Source organism: Streptomyces sp. NPDC087215 (assembly GCF_044744885.1).
GTDB lineage: Bacteria > Actinomycetota > Actinomycetes > Streptomycetales > Streptomycetaceae > Streptomyces.
The window spans coordinates 76,184-100,504 of the sequence record NZ_JBIUZD010000003.1 but is presented as its reverse complement, the minus strand read 5'-3'; the positions used below and the strand labels follow the sequence as shown (position 1 = coordinate 100,504).

Here is a 24,321-nt window from a genome sequence, read left to right as displayed (position 1 = left end):
GGTTCAGCTGGTGGGCTCGTGGTGGTCGTGCAGACCGCCGCTGCCGCTGTCCTCACCGGTGGTGGGGACGAAGGGGACCGGCTTGCGCAGCGACGAGATGTCGTGCGCGTAGGTGCCCACGGCGTGGGCGATGACGCCGATGTTGATGCCGAACGCCTTCATGTTGACGTTCTTGATGTCGTCGCCCTTGGCGTGGTAGTTCACGTCGAACGCGACGCCCGCCGTGCCGCCGAACTTGGCGGCCTGCGCGGCGGACTTGATGCCCTCGGCGCCGGTGAAGGTGCCGCCGGAGGGGATGCCGACCTCGATGAACGGGCCGTAGTCGGAGCGCCCGTCGAAGTCGGTGCCCGAGTGCGGGATGCCCTTCTTGTCCAGGTAGTCGGTGATGCCGCGCTCCAGCTGGGCGGAGCCCTCGGGACCGGCACCCGCGCCGACGCCGTCCGAGTTGTCGCCGTCGTACACGAACTGGCCGTAGTTCGGCGACGCGATCATGTCGAAGTTGAGGTAGAGCTTGATCTCGTTCTTGTCGAGCGCCGTCAGGTTCTTGACGTAGTGCTCGGAGCCGAGCAGGCCGTTCTCCTCGGCGGACCACCAGGCGAAGCGGACCTTGTTGCGGACCTTGTCCTTCGACTTGGCCAGCTCCAGGGCGGTCTGGAGGAGACCGGCGGAGCCGGAGCCGTTGTCGTTGATGCCGGGGCCCGCGGTGACGGAGTCGAGGTGCGAGCCGAGCATCACGGTGTTGGCCGCGTTGCCGCCCTTGGTCTCCGCGAGGACGTTGTTGGTCGTCCGGATCTGCTGGAGCTGGCGGATCTCCACCTTGAGCGTGACCGGGCCGTTGACCAGGTCGGCGGCGAGCTGCGAGCCCTCCGCCTGGGTGAGGCCACCGGTCGGGATCTTGCCGTCGGCGGCGCTGCCGAGGGTGCCGGAGAGGGCGCCTTCGGTGTTGTTGTAGATGAGGGCCGCGGCGGCACCGGCGGCGGCGGCGTTCTGCTGCTTGACGGAGAAGGTGCAGCCGCCGCGCTTGATCAGCGCGATCTTGCCGGTGAAGGTGCCGGTGGCGAAGTCGGTCGGCTCGCAGCCGGTGGTGCCGTCGGCGTCGACGGGGACGGCCACGAGGCCCGTGGTGATGCCGCCGACCGGGGTCGACTTGGTGTACGTCATCGCCTTGACGTCGAGCGTCCGGGGCGCGGGGGAGACGACGGACGCCTTCTCGGCCTGCGTCTCCGTGTACTCGAAGTCGAACTTCTGGTACGAGACGTTGTAGCCGGCCTTCTTGAGCTGCGTGAAGACGTACGCGGCCGAGGCGTCGTAGCCGAGGGAACCGGCCGCGCGGTGACCGCCGGCCGAGTCGGCTATCGCCTGGAACTTCTGCAGGTGCTTGAAGGCGTCCTTGGCGGTGGTCTCGCTGACCAGCTTCTTCGCCAGCTTGGCGGCATCACGGGCGGGTGCGGCCGTGGGGTCCTGCCCCGCGGTGGCGGGGGAAGCGAGGACCAGCGGGGTGGCGAGGGCGGCGACGGCCAGAATGGCCGCGGCACGACGCTGGGTTGCGTTCACAGAAGTCCTTCCCGTTACGGACGAGGTTGAGGGGAAGTTAGCGATCAGCAGGGCCTTCTGTGAACACCTTCTCCACAATTCCTGTCACATGGAGCAGGATTGAAATCTGGAATTATCAATTCCCTGCCGATTTCGGAGGCTTGGTCGCTTTCGTGCTCCGCATCGATCCGGCCAGTCCGGTCGCCTCGGCGGACTTTCCGGATCCGGCGGTTCGGGCGGCTCTGGGGCTCTTGACCGTTCCGCCGCTCTCACCCGCTTCGGCAGACTTGGTGCTCTTGGTGCTCTTGGTGCTGGAGGTGCTGGTCGGCTTGGCCGTTCCGGCGGTCCTGGCCGCCTTGGCCGCCTTGGCTGTCTTGGCCGCCTTGGCCGCCGCCTTCATCTCCTGCTTGTGCGCCCGGACCTTCGCCAGTGACTCGGGGCCCGTGATGTCGGCGGCCGAGCGGTACGAGCCGCGCTCCCCGTAGGGGCCCGCCGCCTCCCGCCAGCCCTTCGGCCGCACCCCGTACCGCTTGCCGAGCAGCGCGAGGAAGATCTGGGCCTTCTGCCTGCCGAAACCGGGCAGTGCCTCCAGGCGGGCGAGCAGTTCCTCCCCGGTCGCCGCGTCCGCCCATACGGCCCCGGCGTCACCCCCGTACTCCTCGACGAGGAACCGGCACAGCTGCTGCACCCGCTGGGCCATCGACCCCGGGTAGCGGTGCACGGCGGGCTTCGCGGAGAGCAGCGCGGCGAACTCCTCCGGGTCGCGGACGGCGATCCCGTGCGCGTCGAGGTCGTCCCCGCCGAGCCGGGAGGCGATCGTGTACGGCCCCGAGAACGCCCACTCCATGGGCACCTGCTGGTCGAGGAGCATCCCGACGAGCGCGGCGAGCGGCGAGCGGCCGAGCAGCGCGTCGGCCTCGGGACGCTGGGCGAGGTGGATCTCGTGGACCGGGCTCGGCTCGGGGCTCTGCGACGCGGGGCTCATGGACCGATCATCGCGTCGGCGCGGGCCGCCCGCCCGGTGGACTCACCCCTTCGCGCACCGGCTGCGGAGGGCGTCCACCGGCCACGGAGGGCGGCCCGCCGGTCCGGGAGGGCCGCACCCGGTCACGGCCGGGCGGCGAGGCGCCCGGCGTCGGGAGGGCCGTCCCGTCAGCGCCCCTCGATCCGCACCGCCGGGTCCTCGCACCAGGCCAGGACCGAGGGCCACGGCCCGTAGCCGGTGTCCGGGTTGAGGTGCTCCCCGCCCGGTACGAGGTCGGTGTCGAGGGCGAGCGGAAGCCCGTAGTGCAGGTCGGCGCCGTCCGGACAGTACGGGTCCCCCTCGCCGTGCACGAGCCGTGCGGCCAGCCCCCGCTCGGTGAGGTCGAGCCCTTCGGCGAAGGCGGCGATCGGCCCGATCGAGGCGGTCACCGGCGGCGAGGGCGGGGCGACCAGCAGCACCCGGTCCGCGTCCGGCCTGCGCGGGCCCGCCCGCAGCCACAGCAGGACGGACAGGCTGTGCGCGAGCACCACGAACTCGCCGGTCGCGGGCCGCTTCCCGTGCTCCTCCAGGGCCGCGAGCCAGTCGTCGAGGACGGGCGCGTCGGGCTCGGGCAGCTGGGGGTAGCGCACCTCGTGGCCGCGCGCCCGCAGCTCCCCGGCGAGCCAGTGCTGCCAGTGGCCGGGCGGCCGGTGGTTCTCGTAGCCGTGCAGGATCAGGAAGGTCCGGGGGTCGCTCGTCATACGGGGATCGTGCGCTCCCCGGAACCCCCGGGTCCAGCGGGGTCCGACGGCTGGACGGGGACGGCCGGGGGCGGTCCGGTCGTCAGGCCCGCAGCCGGAGCAGTTCCCGTACGCCCGCCTTCAGGCGGTCGGCGGACAGCTCCCGTTCGACCGCCAGGTGGTGCATGACGTCCGGGGCGAACGGCGCGAGCAGCAGATCCGCGAGGAGCGCGCTGTCGGCGCCGGGCCTGAGCCGGGCGACGAGCAGCGACACATGGGTGTGCATCACCTGGTACGCGCCGCTGTGGTGGCGGGCGCGCGGCGAGGCGGAGTGGGCGGCGAGCAGGATCTCGCGCTGCTCGCCGATCCGGTCGACCAGGGCGTCGAGGAAGGCGTCCAGCCGTTCGTCGGCCGGGGCGCCGGGTCCGAGCGGCGGCGGGCCGCTCATGTACGCCTCCTGGAAGCGCCGTTCGCGGTCGTCGAGGAGCGCCCACAGGAGCTGGGCGACATCGCCGAAGCGGCGGTAGACGGTGCCGACGCCGATGCCGCTGGCGTGTGCGACCTGGTTCATGGTGACGGCGGCGGGGCCCTCCTCGGCGACGATCCGGGCGGTGGCGTCGAGGATCCGGTGCCGGTTGCGGGCGGCGTCGGCCCGCTCGGGGGCGGGGGTGCCGGGGGCGGGGAGCAGCGGGAGGACGAACGCGGGAGAAGCGGGAGAAGCGGGAGAAGGGGACGGCCGGGCCGGGGCGGCGGCGGACCGTACGGACGGGCTGGAGGGGCCGGTGAGGGGCGGAGTGGTGGGGGTGGGTGGTGTGGCCGTTGTGGTTCGGGGGGTCGGCGAGGTGGTGGTGGTCGCGGTGGTCTCTGCGGCCGTAGGGGTATCGGTGGCTCCGGTGGCTCCGGTGGCTCCGGTGGCTCCGGTGGCTTCCACGGGCACCACGGTCGAGGCGGTGGGCTCCGTGGCCACAGCGGTGTCCGCCACTCCGGCCGCCCCGGCCGGCTCAGCCGCCCCGGCTGGCTCAGCCGCCCCGGCCGGCTCAGCCGCCCCGGTGGCCGGGCCGGTCGCCCGGGTGGTGGTCGCCGCCTGCGAAGCCGCCCGGTCCTCCGTACACCCCGTACACCCGATCCCAGGGTTCTCCGTGCTCATCTGCCGACTCCTTCGTCCTGTCGCCGCCGCGTCCCGTTCCCCCTGCTCAGGCCGCTCGTCCCGGTGTTCCTCGCTGTCGAGCATACTCGGCCCCCTTGCAAAACGGATAGAAATCCGCTTAGGCTCGCAATGGAAACGGAATGCAATCCGGTTGAGGAGATCGTCATGTCCGTCAAGGTCGCCGTCATCTACTACTCGTCCACGGGCTCCGTCCATCAGCTCGCCCAGGCCGTCGCGGAGGGCGCCGGGAAGGCCGGTGCCGAGGTGCGGCTGCGCCGGGTGCCCGAGCTGGCCCCCGACGCCGCGATCGACGCGAACCCGGCCTGGCGGGCCCATGTGGACGCCACCGGTGACGTGGAGGTGGCCGCGCTGGAGGACCTGGAGTGGGCCGACGCGTACGCGCTGGGCTCCCCGACCCGCTTCGGCAACGTGGCCGCGCAGCTGAAGCAGTACGTCGACACCACGGGCGGTCTGTGGCAGCGCGGGGTCATGGCGGACAAGCCCGCGACGGCCTTCACCAGCGCGCACAACGTGCACGGCGGCAACGAGTCCACGCTGCTCGCGCTCTACAACACCTTCCACCACTGGGGCTCGGTCATCGTCTCGCCCGGCTTCACGGACCCGGCGGTGTACGCGGCCGGGGGCAACCCGTACGGCACCGCGCACCCGGGCGCCAACGGCGCCCCGCAGGAGAGCGTTCTGGCCGCCGCCCGCTACCAGGGCGCCCGCCTGACGAAGATCGCGAAGCGGCTGAAGGGGCTGGCCGTCGACTGAGCGGCGGCCGGACGCGGCGTTCACGTACCCCCGGGGGAAAATACCCCCGGGGGTACGTCTGTTAGGGTCGCTTGCATACCCCCGGGGGTAATAAGTCCCGCTTCGGGACGGACCTCCGGCCTCCCGGCCCCGAAAGGAGCGCGGCGTGCAGTCCACCGACCCGCTCACCGCCCGACCCGCCACCACCACGCGCCCCGGCCCTCGTGTCGGTCCGCCCGCCTGCCCTCCCACCGGCCCGGCGGGCCCGGCCCGATGCTGATCGCCCTCGCGGCCGGGGCCGTCGTCGGGCTCGCGCTCGGGGCGCTCGGCGGCGGGGGCAGCGTCCTCGCCGTGCCCGTACTGATCTACCTGCTCGGCTTCACCCCGACCGCCGCCGCGACCGCGAGCCTCCTGATCGTCCTCGCGACCTCCGCGAGCGCGCTCCACGGGCACGCCAGGGACGGCAACGTCCGCTGGCGGACCGGCGCGCTCTTCGCGGCGGCGGGGCTCGTCCCGGCGGCGCTCGGCGGCCTTCTCGCGGCCCGGCTCCCGGAGACGCTGCTCACCGCAGGGTTCGCGGCGGTGGCGGGGGTCGCGGCGGTACGGATGCTCAGGCCCACGGCCCCGGCGGAGGGAGTGCGCCGCTCGGGCCCGGCCGTCGCGGGCGCGGGCGCCGGGCTCGGCGCGGTCACCGGGGTCCTCGGGGTGGGCGGCGGCTTCCTGACCGTCCCGGCCCTGGTCCAGGTCGTGGGGCTGCGGATGCGTCAGGCGGTCGGCACCAGCCTGCTGGTCGTCGCGGCCAACGCGCTGGTCGCGCTGCTCGCCCGGTCGGGCGCGGCCGAGCCGCTGGACTGGGCGGTGGTCGCCCCCTTCGCGGGGGCGGCGGTCCTGGGCGCCTGGGACGGCCGCCGCCTGGCCTCGAAGGTCTCGGGGAACACCCTGCGCCGGATCTTCGGCGCGGTGCTCCTCGCGGCGGCGGCGCTGATGCTGCTGGACGCGACGGTCCTGTGAACCCGGGGCCCGCCGGGGCGAAGACCCTGGAGAACGTGACGACCACCGGCGTCCGCCACGACTACAGGGGCCACTCCAGCCACTGCGGCCCCGGGAGCGGCCCGCCCGGGGACGGGCACCCCGGCGGTCGGGCAGCCCGGCGGTCGGCGGCCCCGGAGAAAGCGGTCCCCGAGACGGTCGGCGGCTTCTCCCGAGACGGCGACCGCTCCCGTGGACGGCGACACACGGTGACGGGCGGCGACCGGCCGCCCCCGCGGCCTACGCCAGTGACAGGAAGAGCTTCTCCAGACGGGCCCGCATGGCGTCGCGGTCCTCGCCGTTCCGCCGGCCGTCCTCGACGTCCGTCAGGCACTGCTGGAGCCCGGTCGCGATGATCGCGAACCCGGCCCGGTCGAGGGCGCGGGAGGCGGCGGCCAGCTGGGTCACGACCTCCTCGCAGTCGCGGCCCTCCTCGATCATCCGGATCACGCCGGAGATCTGGCCCTGAGCCCGGCGGAGCCGGTTCAGGACCGCCTTCAGCTCCGCACCCGCGAGATCCAGTTCCACAGCCACTCCTCCACAGTTACCCCAGGGGGTAATTTACTCCCCGGCACGGGGCTCCCGTCGAAGACCAAGGATGACACCTGCCATGAACGCACCCCTCCTGCTCGACCCCGACCAGGCCCGCGCCCGGCTGGCCGACCTCACCGTCGTGGACGTCCGCACGCCCGGCGAGTACGCCTCCGGACACGTGCCCGGCGCCGTCAACGTCCCGCTCGACCGACTCGACAGCGCCGTCCCCGCCCTCAGGGAGGCGGCGGCGCGCGGCGGCCTGCTCCTCGTCTGCCAGTCCGGCAGCCGCTCGGCCAACGCCTGCGCCCGGCTCGCGGGCGAGGGGATCGGAGCGTACGACCTCGACGGCGGTACGAGCGGCTGGGCCGCGCGCGGCCACGGCCTGGCGCGTCCGGCGGGCGCCCCCGCGAAGCCGGTGTGGGCGATGGACCGCCAGGTGCGCCTGGTCGCGGGCTCGCTCGTCCTCCTCGGCCTGCTCCTGGGCCTCCTGGTCCACCCGGCCTTCCAACTGCTCTCGGCGGGCATCGCGGGCGGCCTGGTCTTCTCGGCGCTCACCAACACCTGCGGCATGGCCCTGATGCTCGGCAAACTCCCGTACAACCGGGCGAACGCCTGCACACCGGACCTCACCACCACCCTGACCCGCCTCCGGGGAGGACCGGACGCCTGACACCGCGGGAGGGCGGAGGGGCGGCACCCGTCCTTCCGCCCTCCCGGCGTCCTTCCGCCCTGTCGGCAGGACTCGGGCCTCCAGGGCCCCGGGTCTCGCCGGTGACCCCGGTTCCCCCTCCCCCCGGCCGCCTCTTCCCCGGGCGGCGCTCCCTCAGTCCTGCCGGGGCCCCACCTCGTCGACGCGGCGGATCACCACCGGGTGTTCCGGGGCTCCGGGCGGCTGGGGGCAGGCGGCGGCTCGGGCCGCGATCTCCGTGACGCGGTCCAGGGACGCGCACTCCAGGAGCCAGAAACCGGCGACGACCTCCTTGGTCTCCGCGTACGGGCCGTCCGTGACGACCGGCGCGCCCCCGCTGTCGGCCGTTACGAGGCGGGTCTCGGCCGGGGAGGTGAGGCCCTGCGCGTCCAGCAGTTCGCCCGAGGCCCGCAGCTCCTCGTTCAGCGCGCCCATGTGCGCGAACATGACGTCCAGGTCCTTCCGGGTCCATGCGGGGCCGCCCGGCCCCGGTCGGCCCGCCATCGCCTCGTAGTCGACCGCCGAGCCCTGCACCATCACCAGGTACTTCATGACGTCCTCCTTGTTCCGCGCGGTGTCGAGAACGGTCCGCACCGCTTCTCGCAGAACAGTCGGAACCGTCGGGCCGTTCTCGACACCGCGCGGGAAAAAACCTCGAAAACCGGAGAAATCACCCGGCCGCACCATGATTCCGCTGTGAACACCTTCACCTACTCCGCCGCCTTCATCACCTTCTTCTCCGTCGTCGGACCACCGAAGGTCCTCCTCTCCTTCGCGGGGCTCGCCCAGGTGCACCCCGTCCGGCAGCTCCGCACCATCGCCCTGATCTCCTCCGGCGCCGCCGTCCTCGTCGGACTCCTCACCGGACTCGCCAGCCCCTGGCTGCTCGACCTCTTCCACATCAGCACCCCCGCGCTCCAGATCGCGGGCGGCGTCATCTTCTTCATCTACGCCGTGGGGCTCGTCCTCGGCCTCCACATCGGCTCCGCCCCCACCCACCAGGACGGCCCCGACCTGGCCAGCGGCGTGCGCGAGCTGCTCGTGCCGTACGTCGTCAGCCCCCTCGCCCTGACCGCCGTCCTCATCGAGGGCGCCGCCCGCGACTCCTTCAGCTGGCGCTCCACCGTCGTCGGCGCGTACGTCTCCGTCATCGCCCTCGACCTGATCTGCGTCCTGCTGCTCACCCGAGTGCTGCGCCGCACCCACCACGCCACGATCGAACTCCTCGCCCGCCTCCTGGGCCTGCTCCTCGCCGCCGTCGGCGTCGACCTCGTCCTCGACGGCCTCGCGGCCCTGGGCGTCCCCGGTCTGTACGTACGCCACTGAGCCGGTCTGTACGTACGCCACTGAGCCGGTCCGTACGTACGCCACCGATGCGGCCGGAGGCCGTACGTCCGCAGGTCGTCCGTATGTCTGTGCGGACGGCATGGGGCTGCCCCGCCGAGAGCCCCCGCCGCCCCGGCTCAGCCCGCGCTCAGCTCGCGTTCCAGGGGTGCGCGGAAGCGGGGGGTCACCCGGACGTCCCCCACCCAGGCCGTCAGCCGCTCCGCCTCCGCCCCGATCGCCCGCTCCGCCTCCGCGCCCACGTCCGTCAGGAGCCGGTGGACGACCGTGCCGTCCGGGCGCTGTGCCCAGCCGCCGACGATCCGGCCGTTCCACCACACCGTCGGCCCGATGTTGCCGCTGCGGTCGTACAGCGCCGGGCGGAGCTCCGGGGCCAGGTACCAGTCACGGCCCTGCCAGCCCATCGCCGTCGGATCCAGCGTCGGCAGCAGCGCCGCCCACGGCTCCCCCTCCGGTACGGGCGCGAGGTCGTCCGGCAGCACGAACCCGGTCCCGGCCGTCCCCGCCGTCCCGCCCGCCCCGCCCGTCCCAGCCGTCCCGTCCGTGCCCTCCGTCGGCTCCAGGCGCACCCGCACCGCCCCGACGGCGGCCAGTGCCTCCCGCACCTCCGTCACCTTCCACCCCGTCCACCACTTCAGATCCGCCTCCGTGGCCGGACCGCACGCCGCCAGCCAGGGCCGGAGCAGCTCCGCCCGCGCCTCGCCGGGCGCCCGCTCCGGATGCGGCGCGCCGAGCGCCCAGCGGAAGCGGCTCGACGTCCACGACCCCTGCGGCCTGCCCCGTACGATCCGCCCCTCCATCCCGAGCACCCGCAGCACCCGGCTCGACATCGACTGCACGCCCTCCTGCCGGGTGCCGGGCCCGTACAGATACGTCGATCTCAACTCCGGTACCGCTTCGCCCAGTTCGGCGCCCGTCGCCTCCCCGCGCTTCGCCAGTTCATCGAGGACGCGGCCCTCGGTGCCCGCCAGCCAGGCCGCGTCGAAGGAACTTCCCGCCACCAAGTGCTTGATCAGCGCGGTGCGTTCGCGGACCGCCGCGGGCCGGGTCGTCGAGGCCTGCACGGCGGGCGTGAGCGCGACCGGGAAGACGAAGACCGTGTGCCGCATCCCGTGCATCCGCACCAGCGACCGGTCCTCGTACAGCGCCCGCTCCACGTCCGCCACCGGGTCGACCGCCCCGGCCAGCCTGGCCCCCACCGAGAGGAACACGCTCGCGGGGTCCGTTCCGTGCAGCGCCACGAGCGCGCCCGCGACCTCCTCCGCCGAGCCCGCCCGCGCGCCCCCCGCCAGCAGGTGCCGCGCCCCGAGCCGCGCCCTGCGCTCCGCCGTGCCGATCGTCCTCGTCTCACCCATGCGTCCCAGCATGGCGCAGCGCACCGACAGTCCCCTGGAGCCTGGCCGGGCCGCACGGTGCCTCCGACGTCGGCTTCGCCAACGTCCTCTGTCACAGGGGAAGTTCGGCGAGTCCCCCGGAGCGTCGGGAGTAGTCCGGCTGGTACGAGGTTCGTCCCCGGCGCCACGAACGCGTCGATCCGGTCCAGGGCCTCGTCCGTCAGGACCAGCGACGCGCCCTTGAGGAGCCCCTCTCGGTGCCGGGCCGCTGGAGACCGTTCCCGACGGGCCCGGGTGATCCAGGGCGGGCGGAGTCGCCCCGGTCGGTCCTTCCGCGTCGACGGAGAAGGACGCCTCGGTGGCGAGGCCGGTCGCGGCGCGGCGGTGCCGATGATCCATGGGACGACAGCGCGTGGCGGCACTCCAGGAGTGGAGCGCGCTCCCTTGCGAGGGGCGGGACCGGGCCTGAGAGGGACGGACGGGCCGGACCGGCGTACGGGACGGAGCGGCACGGGCGGGACCGGAGAGAGGCGAGGGGCGCGGGCCGGGTGCCGCCGGGCGCTCACCGGCTCCGGGCGCTCACCGGCCTGAGAGCCGACTCGTCCCGGGTGTCAGGAGACGTCCCGCAGGAAGTCGAGGACCAGCCGGTGCAGGAGGCCGGGACGTTCGAGGTGGACGTCGTGCCCGGCGCCGGGCAGGCTGACGCCGTGCAGCGCGGGCCGGAGCCGGACCATCTCCGCGTACTCGTCGCCCCCGACGATCCCACCCTGTCCGCCCTGCCCGAGGACGGCGAGGACGGGGCAGGCGACGGCCGCCCACTCGTCCCAGAAGGCCCGGCGGACGTTCTCGTCGAGGGAGCGCACCATGACCTCGGGGTCGAACCGGGGGTACAGCCCGTCGGCGCGCTCTTCGAGGCCGCCCGCCCAGCCGTCCCCTACGGGCTCCTTCCCGCCGCCCAGATAGGCGGCGGCCACCTCCCGCGAGGGGAAGGGCACGGGCCAGGCGGCCAGCCAGCCCGCGATCTGCTCCTGGGTGCCGGGGTGAGCACCCCCGGGCCCCGCTTCGACGAGGACGAGGGCCCGGGGCAGGGCGGGATGGGCGGCGGCGGTGAGCAGGGCGGTGCTGCCACCGAGCGACTGGCCTATCAACACCGGCCGGTCGAGGCCGAGTTCCTCGGTGACGGCGACGGCGTCGGCGACGTAGGCGGCCCGGGAGACGTCCTGGGGGCGGCGTTCGCTGGCGCCGTGCCCGCGCTGGTCGAGGGCGACGACCCGGTGTCCGGATTCGCGCAGCAGTCGCGCGGTGGCGTCCCATTCGCCGGAGTGTCCGGCGAGCCCGTGAAGCAGAAGGACATCGGTGCCGGAGCCACCCCAGTCGCGTACGGACAGCCGTACCCCACCCCTCCTGACATGCTGCTCTGACCAGGAGGGACCGGAGGAGTTCGTCATCCTTCCATGATCCATCAAGTCCGGGGAGTTCCCTAGGGGGTCCACCAAAAGTGGATCTTGAGATGGGGATGATCACGGCTCATGGGACGGGGAGACCGCACGGACGAACAGGGGTCGCCGCTGGAGCCGTTGTCGCCGAAGGGCACAAAGGCGGTACGTCCGGCTGTCCGGCTGTCCGGCTGTCCGACTGCCCGGCTGCCCGGCTGCCCGACTGTCCGACTGCCCGACTGTCCGACTGCCCGACTGCCCGGCTGCCCGGTCCCGGCGGCGGCCGATCGATGGCATTCGGGTCCGGGTCCGGGGCCGGGTCCGGGCCGGTGCTCCGTGGCGGGACGTGCCCGTCGAGTATGGACCTGGGGCCGGATCCACGACCTGTTCTGCCGATGGCAGCGGGACGGCACCTGGCAGCGGGTCCTCACCCGGCTCCGGCGCCTGGTCGACTCGAAGGGTGCGACCAGGCGAGACCTGGGCGTTGGCTCCACGGTCTGCCGCGCCCATCGACATGCGGTCGGGGCCGTAAGCAGGATGACCTGCGGAAGGAACCGCCGGACGGTGTGTCCACCGAGCCCTGTGGCCACGGGCTGGGACGTTCGTGAGGAGGGTTCACCACCGAGCTGCACTTGGCCGTCGAGCAGGGCCGAAAGCCCGTTTCGATCGTGATCACGGCCGGTCGGCGCGGCGACCCGCCGCGGTTCGAACCGGTATCGGCGAGGGTCCGCGTGCCGCGCGTTGGGCCGGGCACGGCCACGCTCCGTCCCGATCGGGCCCGCGCTGACACGGCGTACGCCTCCCACGGGAACCGTGCCCGTCCGCGCCGCCCCGGCATCCGTTGCACCATCCCTCACGTGACCACCGCGAGCACCGACGCGGTCGAGTGCGGGACCAACCGCCGAGAGCGCCACCGCGCCGTCATCACCCGGTTCGACGACCAGCCGTCCGCTTCGAGGCCACCGTCCATGCCGCCGCGCTCGGCGAATGGCGGTGACGGTGGAGCCGATGCCGCATCGTCGCGTCGGCCGCACCCCTGCGGCGATCACAGCCAACTGGCCCAGCCGAAAGTCAGGAGGTAGGCGCGCGTGACCGCGGCCCGCCCGCGGCGCCCGCCACCGACAGTCGCGACAAGGGCGACGGTGAACCAGAACCCGACCGCTCCACCGACGATCAGAGCCCACCCGGCACCGCCAACCGCAGCGAACAAGGTCACGATGAGGACCGTCATGGCGAGCCCGGCATGGGCACCGCCGATGCTCACGCGCAGCATCTCGCGCATGACCCGACGGTCTTCTGCGAGAACCCGCTCATACGCGTTCAACTCCCGCCCTGGGCGGTGCTGTTTCTCCATACCCTGCTCCACAAGCCCCTGGACACAGCCCGGTCAGGCTGAGCCCGGCAGTCTTGTGGACGCTCCGGACCGTCACAACGTTGCCTCTCGGCCGAACACGGCCTCGGCGGAGGGAGCGGTGACGGCGGGGAAGTCCGCGTCGGGGAAGGGGGCATCGGCTACGGGGCGGTGTTCCGCGCCCGCCCGGCCGTGGTGTCCTGCTCCCGCTTTTCGGGGGTGCGACTCTTGGTCTGCTCGCCCTGGGCGTGGCGACGTACACGACGCCGTGCCCGGCGACGCTGTGGTGGGCGGGAAGGGCACCGGCGACGATGACGAAGCGGGTAGCGGCGCGAAGGTCGCACGACCTGGCGGCCCGACCGTCGCCCGTCTCCGCACGCGCCGACACCGGCCGGTGCCCCGGTCGTCGTCGGTACCGGCGGTCCCTGGCCGTACGGGCATCAGTCCCGCCGGATGTGCTCGGGATCGACGTGCCGCCGCACCATCGGCAGGGAGGCGAGGGCGGCGGCGAGCAGTACGCCGAGGGCGCAGCCGAGCAGCAGCGGGAGCCCGTCCCAGTCCCAGTGCACGGCACCGCCCCCGGTGATCAGGTAGCTGGACTCGGCGAGCCACCCGGCGACGAGGGCGCCCCCGAGCCCCACGACGAGCGGCAGCAGCACCTGTACCACCTGCACCACCCGCAAGGTCCCGGCGCGCGCCCCCAGCAGGACGAGCGCGGCGACCTGCCCCCGCCGCTCCATGGCCCGGTCGGCCACGGACACGACGAACGCGGCCACCCCGATGACCAGCCCGAGCACCATCCCCACGCCGAGCAGACTCCGGATCACGGCGAGCTGCGCGAGCGAGTCGATGACGATCCCCACGGGCTGCACGTCCGCGGTGGGCGCCACGGCCCCGATCCCGTCGAGCACCGAACGGACGGTGGCGGGGTCGGCGTCGCTGAGCAGCACCTGGCTGCCCTCGGAGAGGAAGGCGCCGGGAGGAATCAGGGACGGCGGAATGAGAAGGCTCGGACCCGCGAACTCGGACGGCTGGTAGGCGCGCACCGTGACGCTTGCCCGAGGGACGGTCACCTTCAGCTTGTGGCCGGTGCTCAACAGGAACGGGAGAGTCCTGCCAGGAACGGCGTCCTCGTCGATGGAGAAGTTCGGGTCCTGAATCCGCATGACCTGGTGATCGACGCACCCTTCCGCCTTCTCGACGAAGGTGGCCAACTGTCGGCAGGTGGCGACCACGCCAGAAGTCCGTGGCCCCTCACTTCCCCAGACGTACCAGGTCGGTGAGGACACCACATGAGTCCGTACACCGACCACTTCGGCCGTCTCGGACCGCTGCTGGCCGCTCAGTTGCCGAAGAGGCAGGCTGTACTCCTGAACCGGGTTGGTGGACCGGCTCACCTGGTCCAGCTCGACGAGCACCCCCTGCGTCAGGGACGCCCCGAACACCAGCAGGACCAGCCCGGTGACCACCCGCAGGGACGACCCCGGATCGACCTCGGTCCGTCGCATCGCCAGGGCCAGCGGCAACGACTTCGTCGTCCCGGCCACCCGCCGCGCGAGCCACGCCGTGATCGGTGCCAGACCGAACACGAGCCCGGCGCCGGTCAGCAGTACGGCGCCGGGCACGAGGACCGCGCTGGCCGAACCCCCCGAAGGGTCCCGGCCCATCAGGCTGAGCACGCAGTACCCGCCGATGATCCCGAGCCCGGGAACGAGGAGCAGCGTCCCGAGCTTCCGGGGCGCCCGGCGCTCCCCGGTCCTCCGCACGCTGATCGGCGAGGAGGCGGCCCGGCGCGCGCCGTACTGCCCGACGACCCAGGCGAGCGCCGGACATCCCAGCAGGCACACGACGAGGGTCGTCGCCTCGGGCCGTCCGTCCGCCGGATACCAGTGCAGCCCCGGAAGCCCGATCCGCGCCATCAGCTCGTTGGCCCCGAGGTACCCCACGATCCCGATCACGGCCCCGACGAAGGCGGCGGCCACGCTCTCCCCGGCATTGACGCGGAGGGTGTCCTTCGCGCTGAGCCCGACGAGCCGCAGTGCGGCGAGCCGCCGGGCCCGGGACTCGCCGGAGAGCCGGGCGCAGACGGACAGGAAGATGACGAGGGGCAGCAGCACGACGCAGCCGAGGGTGAAGCGCAGGATGTCGAGGGTGGAGGGGTCGACCAGTTCGTCCCGGACGCCGTCGGCGCCGAAGTGACCGAGGGCCCGCGCCTCCGGCAGAGTGGCGGGGTCGGCGCCGATGTAGGCGTAGAGGTCGTCGGGGCCGCCCAGTCCGGCCGGCGCGATGGTGCCGGTCACCCGCCCCGGTACGAGCCCGGCGGCCCGGGGGTTGGCGGCCAGGACCTCGGCCAGCTTCGGCGACACGACGGCTTCGCCGGTCCGGGGAAGCCGCGCGATCCCCGGCGGAACGGGCGCGGGGCCGGGGCCCGTACGGCCGAAGAAGACACGACGGAGCGGCTGGGAGCCGTACGGGTCCAGGTACTCCTGGTAGACGATGTTCTTGTTGTCGCCCGGGTACACCGCACGGCTCGTCGTGCGCGCGTCGTGCGCGGCGAGGATCGTGGGAATGGTCAGGACGGCCGCGAGGCAGGCCACCCCCAGAGCGGATCCGAACGCCATCAGCAGGAAGCGGATCCTTCCCCTGCGACCGCTCCTCCACAGCAGACGGATCCCCAGGACGAACGGGTTCACACCGCCACCCGCTGGGCCAGCACGCCGTCCGACATCGTGTACTGGGTGTCGGCCCTGGCGGCGACCTCGGCGTCGTGGGTGACGATGACGACGGCCGTCTTCTGCCGTCGGGCCAGCCAGAGGAACTCCTTCAGGACGGTCTCCGCGTTGACGCTGTCGAGCGATCCCGTCGGCTCGTCCGCGAACACCACGTCCGGCCGGTGGACCAGCGCCCTGGCGACAGCGACGCGCTGGCTCTGGCCCCCCGAGAGCTGGGAGGTCCTGCGCCGTAGGAGATCGCTCATGCCGAGCCGTCCCAGCACGTGGGCGGCCATGACGTGGGCGTGCGCCTTGCTGATCCCGGCGAGCCGGAGGGGGAGCGCGGCGTTCTCCTCGACGGTCAGCTCCGGCAGGAGTTCGCCGTACTGGAAGACGAACCCGAGGCGGGTGCGGCGCAGGGCGCTCAACTCCCCGTCGGGGAGGGACGCGAGCCGGATCCCGTCGAAGGTGACGGTTCCGGCGGACGGGGGGAGGACGCCGGCGAGGCAGTACAGCAGCGACGACTTCCCGGACCCGCTGCTCCCCATGACGGCGGCCACCTCACCGCGCTTGAGCGTGAACTCGGCACCTCTGACGGCCTGCTCGGTGCCGTAGGAGAGATCCACGCCCTCGGCGCGGAGAATGACGTCCATCGTGATGGGCTCCTCGGGAAGGGAGGGGGAGCCGCTGGTCGACGGCTCCCCGAACCGTTGACTGTCAGCGCCTGAACGACCGCACGTCCGAGCAGTTGTCCGGCCGCAGGGATCCACGGTCCCTGCACACGCGCATGTCGGCGGTGTTGGTGAAGCGGGTGGCACCGTCGAAGACGACGTCTTCCACCTGGACCGTCCTCTTCTGGACGCCCATGAAGCGCTGCCATCCGTAGCGGTGCGGACGTACTTCCAGGTAGACGTTGTGTCCGTCGCCGGACTCGATGTCACGCAGTGAGCCCCTGAAACGGAAAGCCCCATGCTGACCCCCGGCGGGTTCCCACCGGTACTCCGCCTCCTCGAAGCGAGCGCCCGCCGTCTTCAGAGGCTCTCCGACGGGGCGCCACGAATCCGCGACCGCCACCCCCATCCCCCCGAAGAACAGCCCCCCGGCCACCACTGCCGTAGCGAACTTCCTCATCGATAACCCCTGTTTGGCTTGTGTGCCGACTGGTCATCACAGAAAGTATCGGCATCACTACACACCGGATGCCGCAGGAACGTCCCTCCCCCTCAGCACCCCCCGAACCGGTGAATGCGCCCCCTCCGGTGAATGCGCCCCCTTCGCTCCCCGTAGGGGTGATCGCCGGTGTGCCTGCGTGAAGGGTGGGGGTGGGGTCGTCAGGGTGGCCCACATGCGTTCTTCCTCTCTCCTCGGCCGTGCCCTCGTCCCCCTCGTCGCCGCCGTCGCGCTGTTCGGCACCGCCGGGACCGCCGTCGCCGGTGCCGTCGAGTCCTGCGGTTCGATCATCACGGCGCCGCTCGACCGGCCCGTTCCCGCCGACGAGCCCTGTCCCAGTGCCGACCCCGTCGTGTGCCGTATCCGCGTTCTGCCGATGGACGAGAAGGTCGAGGCGCAGCGGACCCGGATGAGTTACCACGGGCTCCTGGAGGAGATGCACCGCACGGAGGCGGCCATGCGCGAGGCGGGCGCCACGGACGAGGAGATCGCGCGCGAGCTCGTCGACATGCGGAACGAGGCGAAGGAGATCACCCGCGCGGGCATGAGCCCCGAGGAGGTCCGCATCCTGGAGGCCCGGAACATCGCGAAGTACGGCAACCCGCTCGGCCCGACCGCCGACCAGCTCTACGCCAAGTACGGCTCCTGGCAGCAGGTGATCGAAGCGTCGACGCGGACCAGCTACGCCGTGGACCGCGCGCTCAGCCTGGAGTACCGCCCCTGCCCGGTGTGACCGACGGGCGCCGGCGCCCCTCGTGCGCCAGGCGCCGACGACGGCCGAACGCCCTCCGGAGCCCGAGGCCGACAACGTCGAAGGGCCCCACCGTGAACGGTGGGGCCCTTCGACGTATTGCCCGGTGAGAGCAATGGCGGAGGATACGAGATTCGAACTCGTGAGGGGTTGCCCCCAACACGCTTTCCAAGCGTGCGCCCTAGGCCACTAGGCGAATCCTCCGGTCCGAACATTACATGACCGAGGAGGGTGCTTGCGAACTCGATCCGGGGCCGGATCGCCGAGGTGTTCCAGGTGGGGGAGCCGGACCGGGGAGCCCCCGGGATCGGGTACGCTGAGCGGAGCCCCTCACGCGGTGCTATCTGACTGAACTCCCCCAGGGCCGGAAGGCAGCAAGGGTAGGTCGGCTCTGGCAGGTGCGTGGGGGGCGCTTGCGTTTCTCGATCGCTTCGCCGCTTCGCAGCCTCATCGCCTCGCGTGGCCCCCGCCTCGCGCCCCCCGGGTCCGGCCGCCAGGCGACCCACGGCCATACGGGCCCCGCCCCCGCCCCGCCCGTACCGCCTCGCCGTCCAGTCCTGATCCGACCCCGACCCCGGCCCCCGTACGGACCCCGCGTCCGTCCCGCCCGGCCCCGGCCCCGGCGTCCGTCCGCGGCGGATTTTCCCGGGTTGTCGGTGCGCGCCTATAACCTCGTACACGTGTCGTCTCTCGCGCTCTACCGCCGCTATCGCCCCGAGTCCTTCGCCGAGGTCATCGGGCAGGAGCATGTCACCGACCCGTTGCAGCAGGCCCTGCGGAACAACCGGGTCAATCACGCGTACCTGTTCAGCGGGCCCCGTGGGTGCGGGAAGACGACCAGCGCGCGCATCCTGGCGCGCTGTCTGAACTGTGAGCAGGGGCCCACCCCGACGCCCTGCGGAGAGTGCCAGTCCTGCCAGGACCTCGCGCGCAACGGGCCCGGTTCGATCGATGTCATCGAGATCGACGCGGCCTCGCACGGTGGTGTGGACGATGCCCGTGACCTGCGGGAGAAGGCCTTCTTCGGGCCCGCCTCCAGCCGGTACAAGATCTACATCATCGACGAGGCCCACATGGTCACCCCGGCGGGCTTCAACGCCCTCCTGAAGGTGGTCGAGGAGCCGCCGGAGCACCTCAAGTTCATCTTCGCCACGACCGAGCCCGAGAAGGTCATCGGGACCATCCGCTCCCGCACCCACCACTACCCCTTCCGGCTCGTGCCCCCCGGCACCCTGCGGGAGTACCTGGGTGAGGTCTGCGGGCGCGAGGGCATCCCGGTCGCGGAGGGCGTGCTGCCGCTCGTGGTGCGCGCGGGCGCCGGGTCCGTGCGTGACTCGATGTCCGTCATGGACCAGCTCCTCGCCGGTGCCACCGACGACGGTGTGACGTACTCCATGGCGACCTCCCTGCTCGGCTACACGGACGGCTCGCTCCTCGACGCGGTCGTGGACGCGTTCGCCGCCGGGGACGGCGCCGCCGCCTTCGAGGTCGTGGACCGGGTCGTCGAGGGCGGCAACGACCCCCGCCGTTTCGTCGCCGACCTCCTGGAGCGGCTGCGCGACCTGGTGATCCTCGCCGCCGTCCCGGACGCCGCGGAGAAGAGCCTCATCGACGCCCCGGTCGACGTGATCGAGCGGATGCAGGCCCAGGCGTCGGTGTTCGGCGCGGCCGAGCTGAGCCGGGCCGCCGACCTCGTCAACAGCGGGCTGACCGAGATGCGGGGCGCCACCTCGCCCCGGCTCCAGCTCGAACTGATCTGCGCGCGCGTACTGCTGCCCGCCGCCTTCGACGACGAGCGGTCGTTCCAGGCGCGCCTCGACCGCCTGGAGCGCGGGATGGCGTCCGGCCCGCCCGCCGCCGCGCCCGCGCCGGTCTTCACCGCCGGGCCGCCCGCGCCCGCGATGGGGTACGTCCCCGGGCCCGAGGCCCACACCCCGATGGCCCCGCCCCCGCTCCCCCCGGCCGCCCCCGCGCAGACGGCCCCCGCACCCGCCCCGGCGGCGCCCGCTCCCGTGCAGCAGACCGCGCAGCCCCCGCAGCCCCAGCAGACCGCGCAGCCCCCGCAGGCCGCGCCTGCCGCGCCCCGGCCCGGCGCGTGGCCCGGTGCCGCCGCCCCGGGCAGCGGCGCACCCGGTGCCTGGCCCGGCGCGTCCGCCCCGGCGGCACCCGCGCCCGCCCACGTCCACGCTCCCGCGCCCGTACAGCAGCCGCAGGCGCCCGCCCCGGCCGCCGCTTCCGGTGGCGGGGACACCGCGCAGGTGCGGAACCTCTGGCCGCAGATCCTCGACGCCGTCAAGAACCGGCGCCGTTTCACGTGGATCCTGCTCAGCCAGAACGCGCAGGTGGCGGGCTTCGACGGCGCCACCCTCCAGCTCGGCTTCCTCAACGCGGGTGCCCGTGACAACTTCGCCACCAGCGGCAGCGAGGAAGTCCTCAAGCAGGCCCTCGCCGAGCAGTTCCAGGTGAACTGGAAGATCGAGGCGATCATCGATCCCTCCGGCGGCGCCTCGCCCCCGCCCGCCGCCACCGGTTTCGGCGGCGGCCGTCCGCAGGCGCCCGCCCCGGCGTTCCCGCAGGCTCCGCCCGCCCCCGTACAGCGACCGCAGTCCGCGCCCGCCTTCCCGCCGGGGGGCGGCGGCTTCCCGGGCGGCGGCTCCCCGCCGGCCCCGGCGTCCGGTCCCGCCGCCCCGCCCGCGTACGCGCCGTCCGCGCCGCAGCCCGTGGCGCCCGAGGACGACGTGCCGGAGGAGGACGATCCGGACCTCGTCGACTCGGCGCTCTCCGGTCACGACCTGATCGTGCGCGAGCTGGGCGCCACCGTTGTGGAGGAATATCCGAACCAGTAGGACCGTCTCGCTCGGTGGCCCGCACAAAAGGCATCCCGCGCCGGGGGCTACCCTGGCAGGCGTGAAGGTCCTCGTCATCGGCGGCGGCGCCCGCGAACACGCCCTGTGCCGCTCTCTCTCCCTCGATCCCGACGTCACCGCTCTGCACTGCGCGCCCGGCAACGCCGGAATCGCGGAGGTCGCCGAGCTGCACCCCGTCGACCAGCTCGACGGCGACGCCGTCGTGCGCCTCGCCACCCGGCTGGGGGCGGAACTCGTCGTCGTCGGCCCCGAGGCGCCGCTCGTCGCCGGTGTCGCCGACGCGGTCCGCGCCGCCGGTGTCCCCGTCTTCGGCCCGTCGCGGGAAGCGGCACGGCTGGAGGGCTCCAAGGCGTTCGCCAAGGACGTCATGGCGGGCGCCGAGGTGCCCACCGCCCGCAGCTACGTCTGTACGACCCCCGAGGAGATCGACGAGGCGCTCGACGCCTTCGGCGCCCCGTACGTGGTCAAGGACGACGGTCTGGCCGCGGGCAAGGGCGTCGTCGTCACCGACGACCTCGCACGGGCCAGGGAGCACGCCCTCGCGTGCGACCGCGTGGTCATCGAGGAGTTCCTGGACGGCCCCGAGGTCTCCCTCTTCGCGATCACCGACGGCACCACCGTCCTCCCGCTCCAGCCCGCGCAGGACTTCAAGCGCGCGCTCGACGGCGACGAGGGCCCCAACACCGGTGGCATGGGCGCCTACTCGCCGCTGCCCTGGGCCGACCCGAAGCTGGTCGAGGAGGTCCTCGGGACCGTCCTCCAGCCGACCGTCGACGAGCTGCGCCGCCGGGGCACGCCGTTCTCCGGCCTGCTGTACGCGGGGCTCGCGATCACCGGCCGCGGGGTGCGGGTCATCGAGTTCAACGCGCGCTTCGGCGACCCCGAGACGCAGGTCGTCCTGGCCCGTCTGAAGACCCCGCTGGCGGGCGTCCTGCTGAACTCGGCCAACGGCACCCTGGACGACCAGGCCCCGCTGAGCTGGAGCGACGAGGCCGCCGTCACGGTGGTCGTCGCCTCGCACAACTACCCGGACACCCCGCGCACCGGCGACCCGATCGAGGGCCTGGCCGAGGTCGCGGAGAAGGACGCCCCGCTCGCGTACGTCCTCCACGCCGGTACGAAGCGGGACGGCGACGCGGTGCTGAGCGCGGGCGGCCGGGTCCTCTCGGTCACCGCCACCGGTACGGACCTGGCACAGGCCCGCGAGCGCGCCTACACGGCGGTCGGCCGCATCCGTCTTGACGGCTCCCAGCACCGCACGGACATCGCGCGGAAGGCCGCCGAGGCCTGATCTCCCTTGGGGGAACGGCCCGGCCGTGCGGTGGAGCAACACTGCACCGCACGGCCTTCCGAGCGCCATCACCTTTGCCCAAGGCCATTCCATCGAGTGACGGTTGGGCCATCCGGATGACGTCCGCCACAGCCCCAACTAGGGTGCGGCGAAGGCGTTCCGGCACTTGGCCCACCGGCATTGCGATGTCGGTGCCGGGTGCCACAGTGGGGGAGTGAGCAACACCGCCACAGGCAGTCCCGACGTGGGCAGGAGGGGGTGATGTACGGCGTGTCCGGTACCGGTTCCGTTGTCGCCGAGGAGTGGGGAGCGCGCGCCGCGCACTCCCGGGCCCTCGCGGTCCTCCAGGTCCGCGGCAGGGCCCTGGGCCTCGCGGTCCTGCCCGCCGCCGTGGCCGTCGTGCTCCACGCGGGCGGTGCCGCGGGCCACTTCACGGGCTCCGGCTGGGAAGCGGCCCGCTGGGCGGTCACCGTCCTCGCCGCCGTCGTCCTCGTCGCCGCCGCGGCCGTCACGCTCGTCGTCGTCCGGGCCCGCCCGGCGGCCACGCCCACGGTGGAGCTCTCCGAGACCGCCGCCCCCGACCTCTACCGGCTCGTCCGGGACCTCGCCGACCGGCTCGGCGTCCCCGCGCCCTCCGCGATAGCCCTGACCCCCGACTGCGACAGCTGGCTGGAGGACCGCACCCACCGCGCGCTGCGCGCCCCGGGCGACGCCGGTGGCCGGAGCTCCGGCAGCGCCCCCGTCCTCGTCATGGGCTCGCCCTTCCTGTGGTGGATGCGCGTCGGTGAACTGCGGGCGATCCTCGCCCCCGTCGTCGCCGGTACGGGCCCCGCCGCGCATCCCGACATAGCCGCCGCCCGCCGTTTCGTCCGGGGGCTCGACGCCGCCGTCGCCGTACCGGCCGAGCCCGGTCTCGACCCGCTCCGGCGGCTCGGCGCGCGCGGGGTCGCCCAGGTCGCCCGGGTCCTGCTCCGCGCCTGCCGGACGCACGCCGCCGAGATGGAGCGCGGGGTCGCCGCCGCGGGCTCGGAGCGCGCCCAGGCCGTGGACTACGGAGTGCGGATCGTCGCCCAGGAGCAGGTCGGTCTCGCGTACGCGGGCTGGGACCGGCTCCTGACCCGGGTCGCGCTGCCCGCCTGGCGCATGGGCCGCTGGCCCGCCCGGCTCGACGCGGGGGTGGTCTCCGCGCTGACCGAGCTGTCCCGCCGGGACCGGCTCGCGGACGGTTTCTCCTCGCGGCTCGGCGAGCGCCCGGCCTGCGACCTCCTGGAGGAGCCCGGCGCGGTCGACGAGGCCACTTCGCTGCTCGCCGCCCGGCTCTTCCACGGCGGCCCGGCCGAGCCGTGTCCCGACTGGTCGCCGGTCGAGTGGAGCCAGTACCCGGAGGAGGTCGTCGACCGGAAGTGGCGTACGGACGCGGCCCGGCTGCACCGGGTCCTCGACGGCCTCGGTGTGACCGGCGGCCCGACGCCCGACGACGGCCCGACCCTGGCCCGGGTGATCGACCATCTGACGGCGGGCCGCCCGGAGGGCCGTGCGGAAGGCTGGACGGAGAGCCGCGCGGTGGACGCCGACGACGTCGGTCCCGGCTGTCCCACTGGTCCCGGCTATCCCCCTGATCCTGACGGCGCTGCTGGTGGTCCGGACGAACCCGGCGCCTTCGCCGGTCCCGATGCCTTCGCCGGTCCGGATCCCGGTGCCGGGACTGCTTCCGATGCCCCCGCTGATCTCGACGACCCCGGCCCCTCCGTCGCCCCCGGCGCCCCCGGCTCTCCCGATGATCTCGATGCATTCGACGCACTCGACGCGCTTGACGACGAGCCGGTCAATCCCGCCGCCGAGGCCCTCGCCGCCGCGCTGAGCGCCCTCCTCGCGCGGGAGGAAGCGGTCAGGGAGGCGCGGGTGGCCGCCGGTGCCTCCGGGACCGCCGAGGCGAGCAAGGCGAGCAGGAACAAGAGCGGGACGAAGTCCGGGTCCGGAGCGAAGTCCGGGCCCGGGGCCGCCCCGCCGTCCGCGTCCGGAGTCACCCCGCCGTCCGGGGCCGTGGCCGCCCCGCCGTCCGGGGCCGTGGCCGGGGCGGACTCCACGACCGGAGCCCGGCTTGCGGGCTCCGGGCCCGGTTCCGACGCCGACCGGGCCGTCCCCCCGCCGCCGCCCGTCGTCTTCAGCGGTCCTGACGGGCCCCTGCCGCTGTTCCCGCTCCAGCCGCCCCGGAGCGGCCGTGACCTGCTCGCCGACCATGTGACCGCGATGGTCTGCTGCGCGGCCGTGGACACCGCAGAGGCGGCACCCGGACTCGACTGGCTCGACGGCCCCTCCCTGCTCGTGGGCGGTGAGCGCGCGGCCGATCTCGGCCCCCGGATCCTCGCCCTGGTGGAGGAGGGGGACCCGGAGCCGTTGCGGCTCTGGCTGGCCCGTACCGGGGTGCGTCCGGAGAAGCCCGTACGACTGGTCTGAACCAGCCAGGACCAGCCACCGGGCCCGCTCCCGGGGCGAGCCACCCGATGGTTCTCGGACAGGGGTCAGGACGATTTCATAGCCTCTGTCCTGGTTTCACGGCTATTTTCAGCCGCCCATCCGGCCGTTCCGCCCGGAGTCAGGGGTTCCACTCTCGTCAATTCGCGACGAACGGTGACGGAGTGCGCGCGTTATGTGATGTGCTGGAGACCGCCACTGAC

The 24,321-nt window shown here is 73.4% G+C and carries 19 protein-coding genes, 1 tRNA gene, 1 other RNA gene and 1 pseudogene; 9 read left to right on the top strand and 13 right to left on the bottom strand.

What is annotated here, in order from left to right; genetic code table 11:
- Positions 1-3: 3 nt before the first annotated feature.
- The 4 genes and pseudogenes from ACIO92_RS09860 to ACIO92_RS09845 form a co-directional block, all read right to left on the bottom strand.
- On the bottom strand, positions 4-1,554 hold the full coding sequence (locus ACIO92_RS09860; RefSeq protein ID WP_366445394.1) for a M28 family metallopeptidase: 1,551 nt from the start codon (positions 1,552-1,554) through the stop codon (positions 4-6).
- A gap of 343 nt (positions 1,555-1,897) precedes the next feature.
- A pseudogene (locus ACIO92_RS09855) lies at positions 1,898-2,518 on the bottom strand (HhH-GPD-type base excision DNA repair protein); the annotation flags it as partial.
- Positions 2,519-2,685: 167 nt separating this feature from the next.
- The gene (locus ACIO92_RS09850; RefSeq protein WP_401235385.1) at positions 2,686-3,258 is read right to left on the bottom strand and encodes an RBBP9/YdeN family alpha/beta hydrolase; all 573 of its coding nucleotides are present in this window, start codon (positions 3,256-3,258) and stop codon (positions 2,686-2,688) included.
- Positions 3,259-3,340: 82 nt separating this feature from the next.
- The gene (locus ACIO92_RS09845) at positions 3,341-4,168 is read right to left on the bottom strand and encodes a TetR/AcrR family transcriptional regulator (protein WP_402280291.1); all 828 of its coding nucleotides are present in this window, start codon (positions 4,166-4,168) and stop codon (positions 3,341-3,343) included.
- A gap of 381 nt (positions 4,169-4,549) precedes the next feature.
- On the opposite strand from ACIO92_RS09845, the gene wrbA reads away from it, so the two are divergent.
- Together wrbA and ACIO92_RS09835 are read left to right on the top strand one after the other, a co-directional pair.
- Positions 4,550-5,158 (top strand): NAD(P)H:quinone oxidoreductase, encoded by a 609-nt coding sequence (gene wrbA / locus ACIO92_RS09840; RefSeq protein ID WP_366445397.1) that lies wholly within the window; start codon positions 4,550-4,552, stop codon positions 5,156-5,158.
- Positions 5,159-5,410: 252 nt separating this feature from the next.
- Positions 5,411-6,148 (top strand): sulfite exporter TauE/SafE family protein, encoded by a 738-nt coding sequence (locus ACIO92_RS09835; protein ID WP_366445398.1) that lies wholly within the window; start codon positions 5,411-5,413, stop codon positions 6,146-6,148.
- 258 nt (positions 6,149-6,406) lie between these two features.
- Here ACIO92_RS09835 and ACIO92_RS09830 read toward each other — a convergent pair whose 3' ends face one another.
- Entirely contained in the window at positions 6,407-6,694 is a 288-nt protein-coding gene (locus tag ACIO92_RS09830; protein ID WP_317879144.1) for a metal-sensitive transcriptional regulator, read from the bottom strand.
- A gap of 82 nt (positions 6,695-6,776) precedes the next feature.
- Between ACIO92_RS09830 and ACIO92_RS09825 the strand changes: the two genes are divergently transcribed.
- Entirely contained in the window at positions 6,777-7,370 is a 594-nt protein-coding gene (locus tag ACIO92_RS09825) for a rhodanese-like domain-containing protein (protein WP_366445399.1), read from the top strand.
- A 153-nt stretch (positions 7,371-7,523) separates the two neighbouring features.
- Here ACIO92_RS09825 and ACIO92_RS09820 read toward each other — a convergent pair whose 3' ends face one another.
- Entirely contained in the window at positions 7,524-7,940 is a 417-nt protein-coding gene (locus ACIO92_RS09820; RefSeq protein WP_366445400.1) for a YciI family protein, read from the bottom strand.
- Positions 7,941-8,084: 144 nt separating this feature from the next.
- Here ACIO92_RS09820 and ACIO92_RS09815 point away from each other — a divergent pair, with 144 nt between their 5' ends.
- The gene (locus tag ACIO92_RS09815; RefSeq protein ID WP_366445401.1) at positions 8,085-8,714 is read left to right on the top strand and encodes a MarC family protein; all 630 of its coding nucleotides are present in this window, start codon (positions 8,085-8,087) and stop codon (positions 8,712-8,714) included.
- Positions 8,715-8,851: 137 nt separating this feature from the next.
- Here ACIO92_RS09815 and ACIO92_RS09810 read toward each other — a convergent pair whose 3' ends face one another.
- The 6 genes from ACIO92_RS09810 to ACIO92_RS09785 all read right to left on the bottom strand — a co-directional run bounded on the left by ACIO92_RS09810 (position 8,852) and on the right by ACIO92_RS09785 (position 16,695).
- A complete protein-coding gene (locus ACIO92_RS09810) occupies positions 8,852-10,099 on the bottom strand; it encodes a winged helix DNA-binding domain-containing protein (RefSeq protein WP_401235391.1) in 1,248 nt (415 codons plus the stop codon).
- 578 nt (positions 10,100-10,677) lie between these two features.
- Entirely contained in the window at positions 10,678-11,514 is an 837-nt protein-coding gene (locus ACIO92_RS09805) for an alpha/beta hydrolase (RefSeq protein WP_366445403.1), read from the bottom strand.
- Between the two features lie 1,033 nt (positions 11,515-12,547).
- Positions 12,548-12,784, bottom strand: coding sequence for a hypothetical protein (locus ACIO92_RS09800; protein WP_366445404.1), 237 nt, complete (start codon positions 12,782-12,784; stop codon positions 12,548-12,550).
- Positions 12,785-13,293: 509 nt separating this feature from the next.
- Positions 13,294-15,474, bottom strand: a complete 2,181-nt coding sequence (locus ACIO92_RS09795) for an FtsX-like permease family protein (RefSeq protein ID WP_402280295.1) — start codon at positions 15,472-15,474, stop codon at positions 13,294-13,296.
- Between the two features lie 68 nt (positions 15,475-15,542).
- Positions 15,543-16,217 (bottom strand): ABC transporter ATP-binding protein, encoded by a 675-nt coding sequence (locus tag ACIO92_RS09790; protein WP_401235395.1) that lies wholly within the window; start codon positions 16,215-16,217, stop codon positions 15,543-15,545.
- Between the two features lie 64 nt (positions 16,218-16,281).
- Complete coding sequence (locus ACIO92_RS09785) at positions 16,282-16,695, bottom strand: hypothetical protein (RefSeq protein ID WP_402280297.1); 414 nt, start codon at positions 16,693-16,695, stop codon at positions 16,282-16,284.
- 214 nt (positions 16,696-16,909) lie between these two features.
- Between ACIO92_RS09785 and ACIO92_RS09780 the strand changes: the two genes are divergently transcribed.
- Positions 16,910-17,467, top strand: a complete 558-nt coding sequence (locus ACIO92_RS09780; protein ID WP_402054999.1) for a hypothetical protein — start codon at positions 16,910-16,912, stop codon at positions 17,465-17,467.
- 134 nt (positions 17,468-17,601) lie between these two features.
- Here ACIO92_RS09780 and ACIO92_RS09775 read toward each other — a convergent pair.
- Positions 17,602-17,689 (bottom strand) — tRNA-Ser (locus ACIO92_RS09775).
- Between the two features lie 117 nt (positions 17,690-17,806).
- Here ACIO92_RS09775 and ffs point away from each other — a divergent pair.
- The 4 genes from ffs to ACIO92_RS09755 all read left to right on the top strand — a co-directional run bounded on the left by ffs (position 17,807) and on the right by ACIO92_RS09755 (position 24,100).
- An RNA gene (gene ffs, locus ACIO92_RS09770) (signal recognition particle sRNA small type) lies at positions 17,807-17,905 on the top strand.
- A 260-nt stretch (positions 17,906-18,165) separates the two neighbouring features.
- Entirely contained in the window at positions 18,166-20,331 is a 2,166-nt protein-coding gene (locus tag ACIO92_RS09765) for a DNA polymerase III subunit gamma and tau (RefSeq protein ID WP_402280299.1), read from the top strand.
- A gap of 61 nt (positions 20,332-20,392) precedes the next feature.
- Positions 20,393-21,643 carry a phosphoribosylamine--glycine ligase gene (gene purD, locus ACIO92_RS09760; RefSeq protein ID WP_366444837.1) on the top strand — a complete coding sequence of 417 codons (1,251 nt, stop codon included), beginning with the start codon at positions 20,393-20,395 and terminating at the stop codon, positions 21,641-21,643.
- A 261-nt stretch (positions 21,644-21,904) separates the two neighbouring features.
- Positions 21,905-24,100 carry a hypothetical protein gene (locus ACIO92_RS09755; protein ID WP_402280302.1) on the top strand — a complete coding sequence of 732 codons (2,196 nt, stop codon included), beginning with the start codon at positions 21,905-21,907 and terminating at the stop codon, positions 24,098-24,100.
- Positions 24,101-24,321: the final 221 nt, after the last annotated feature.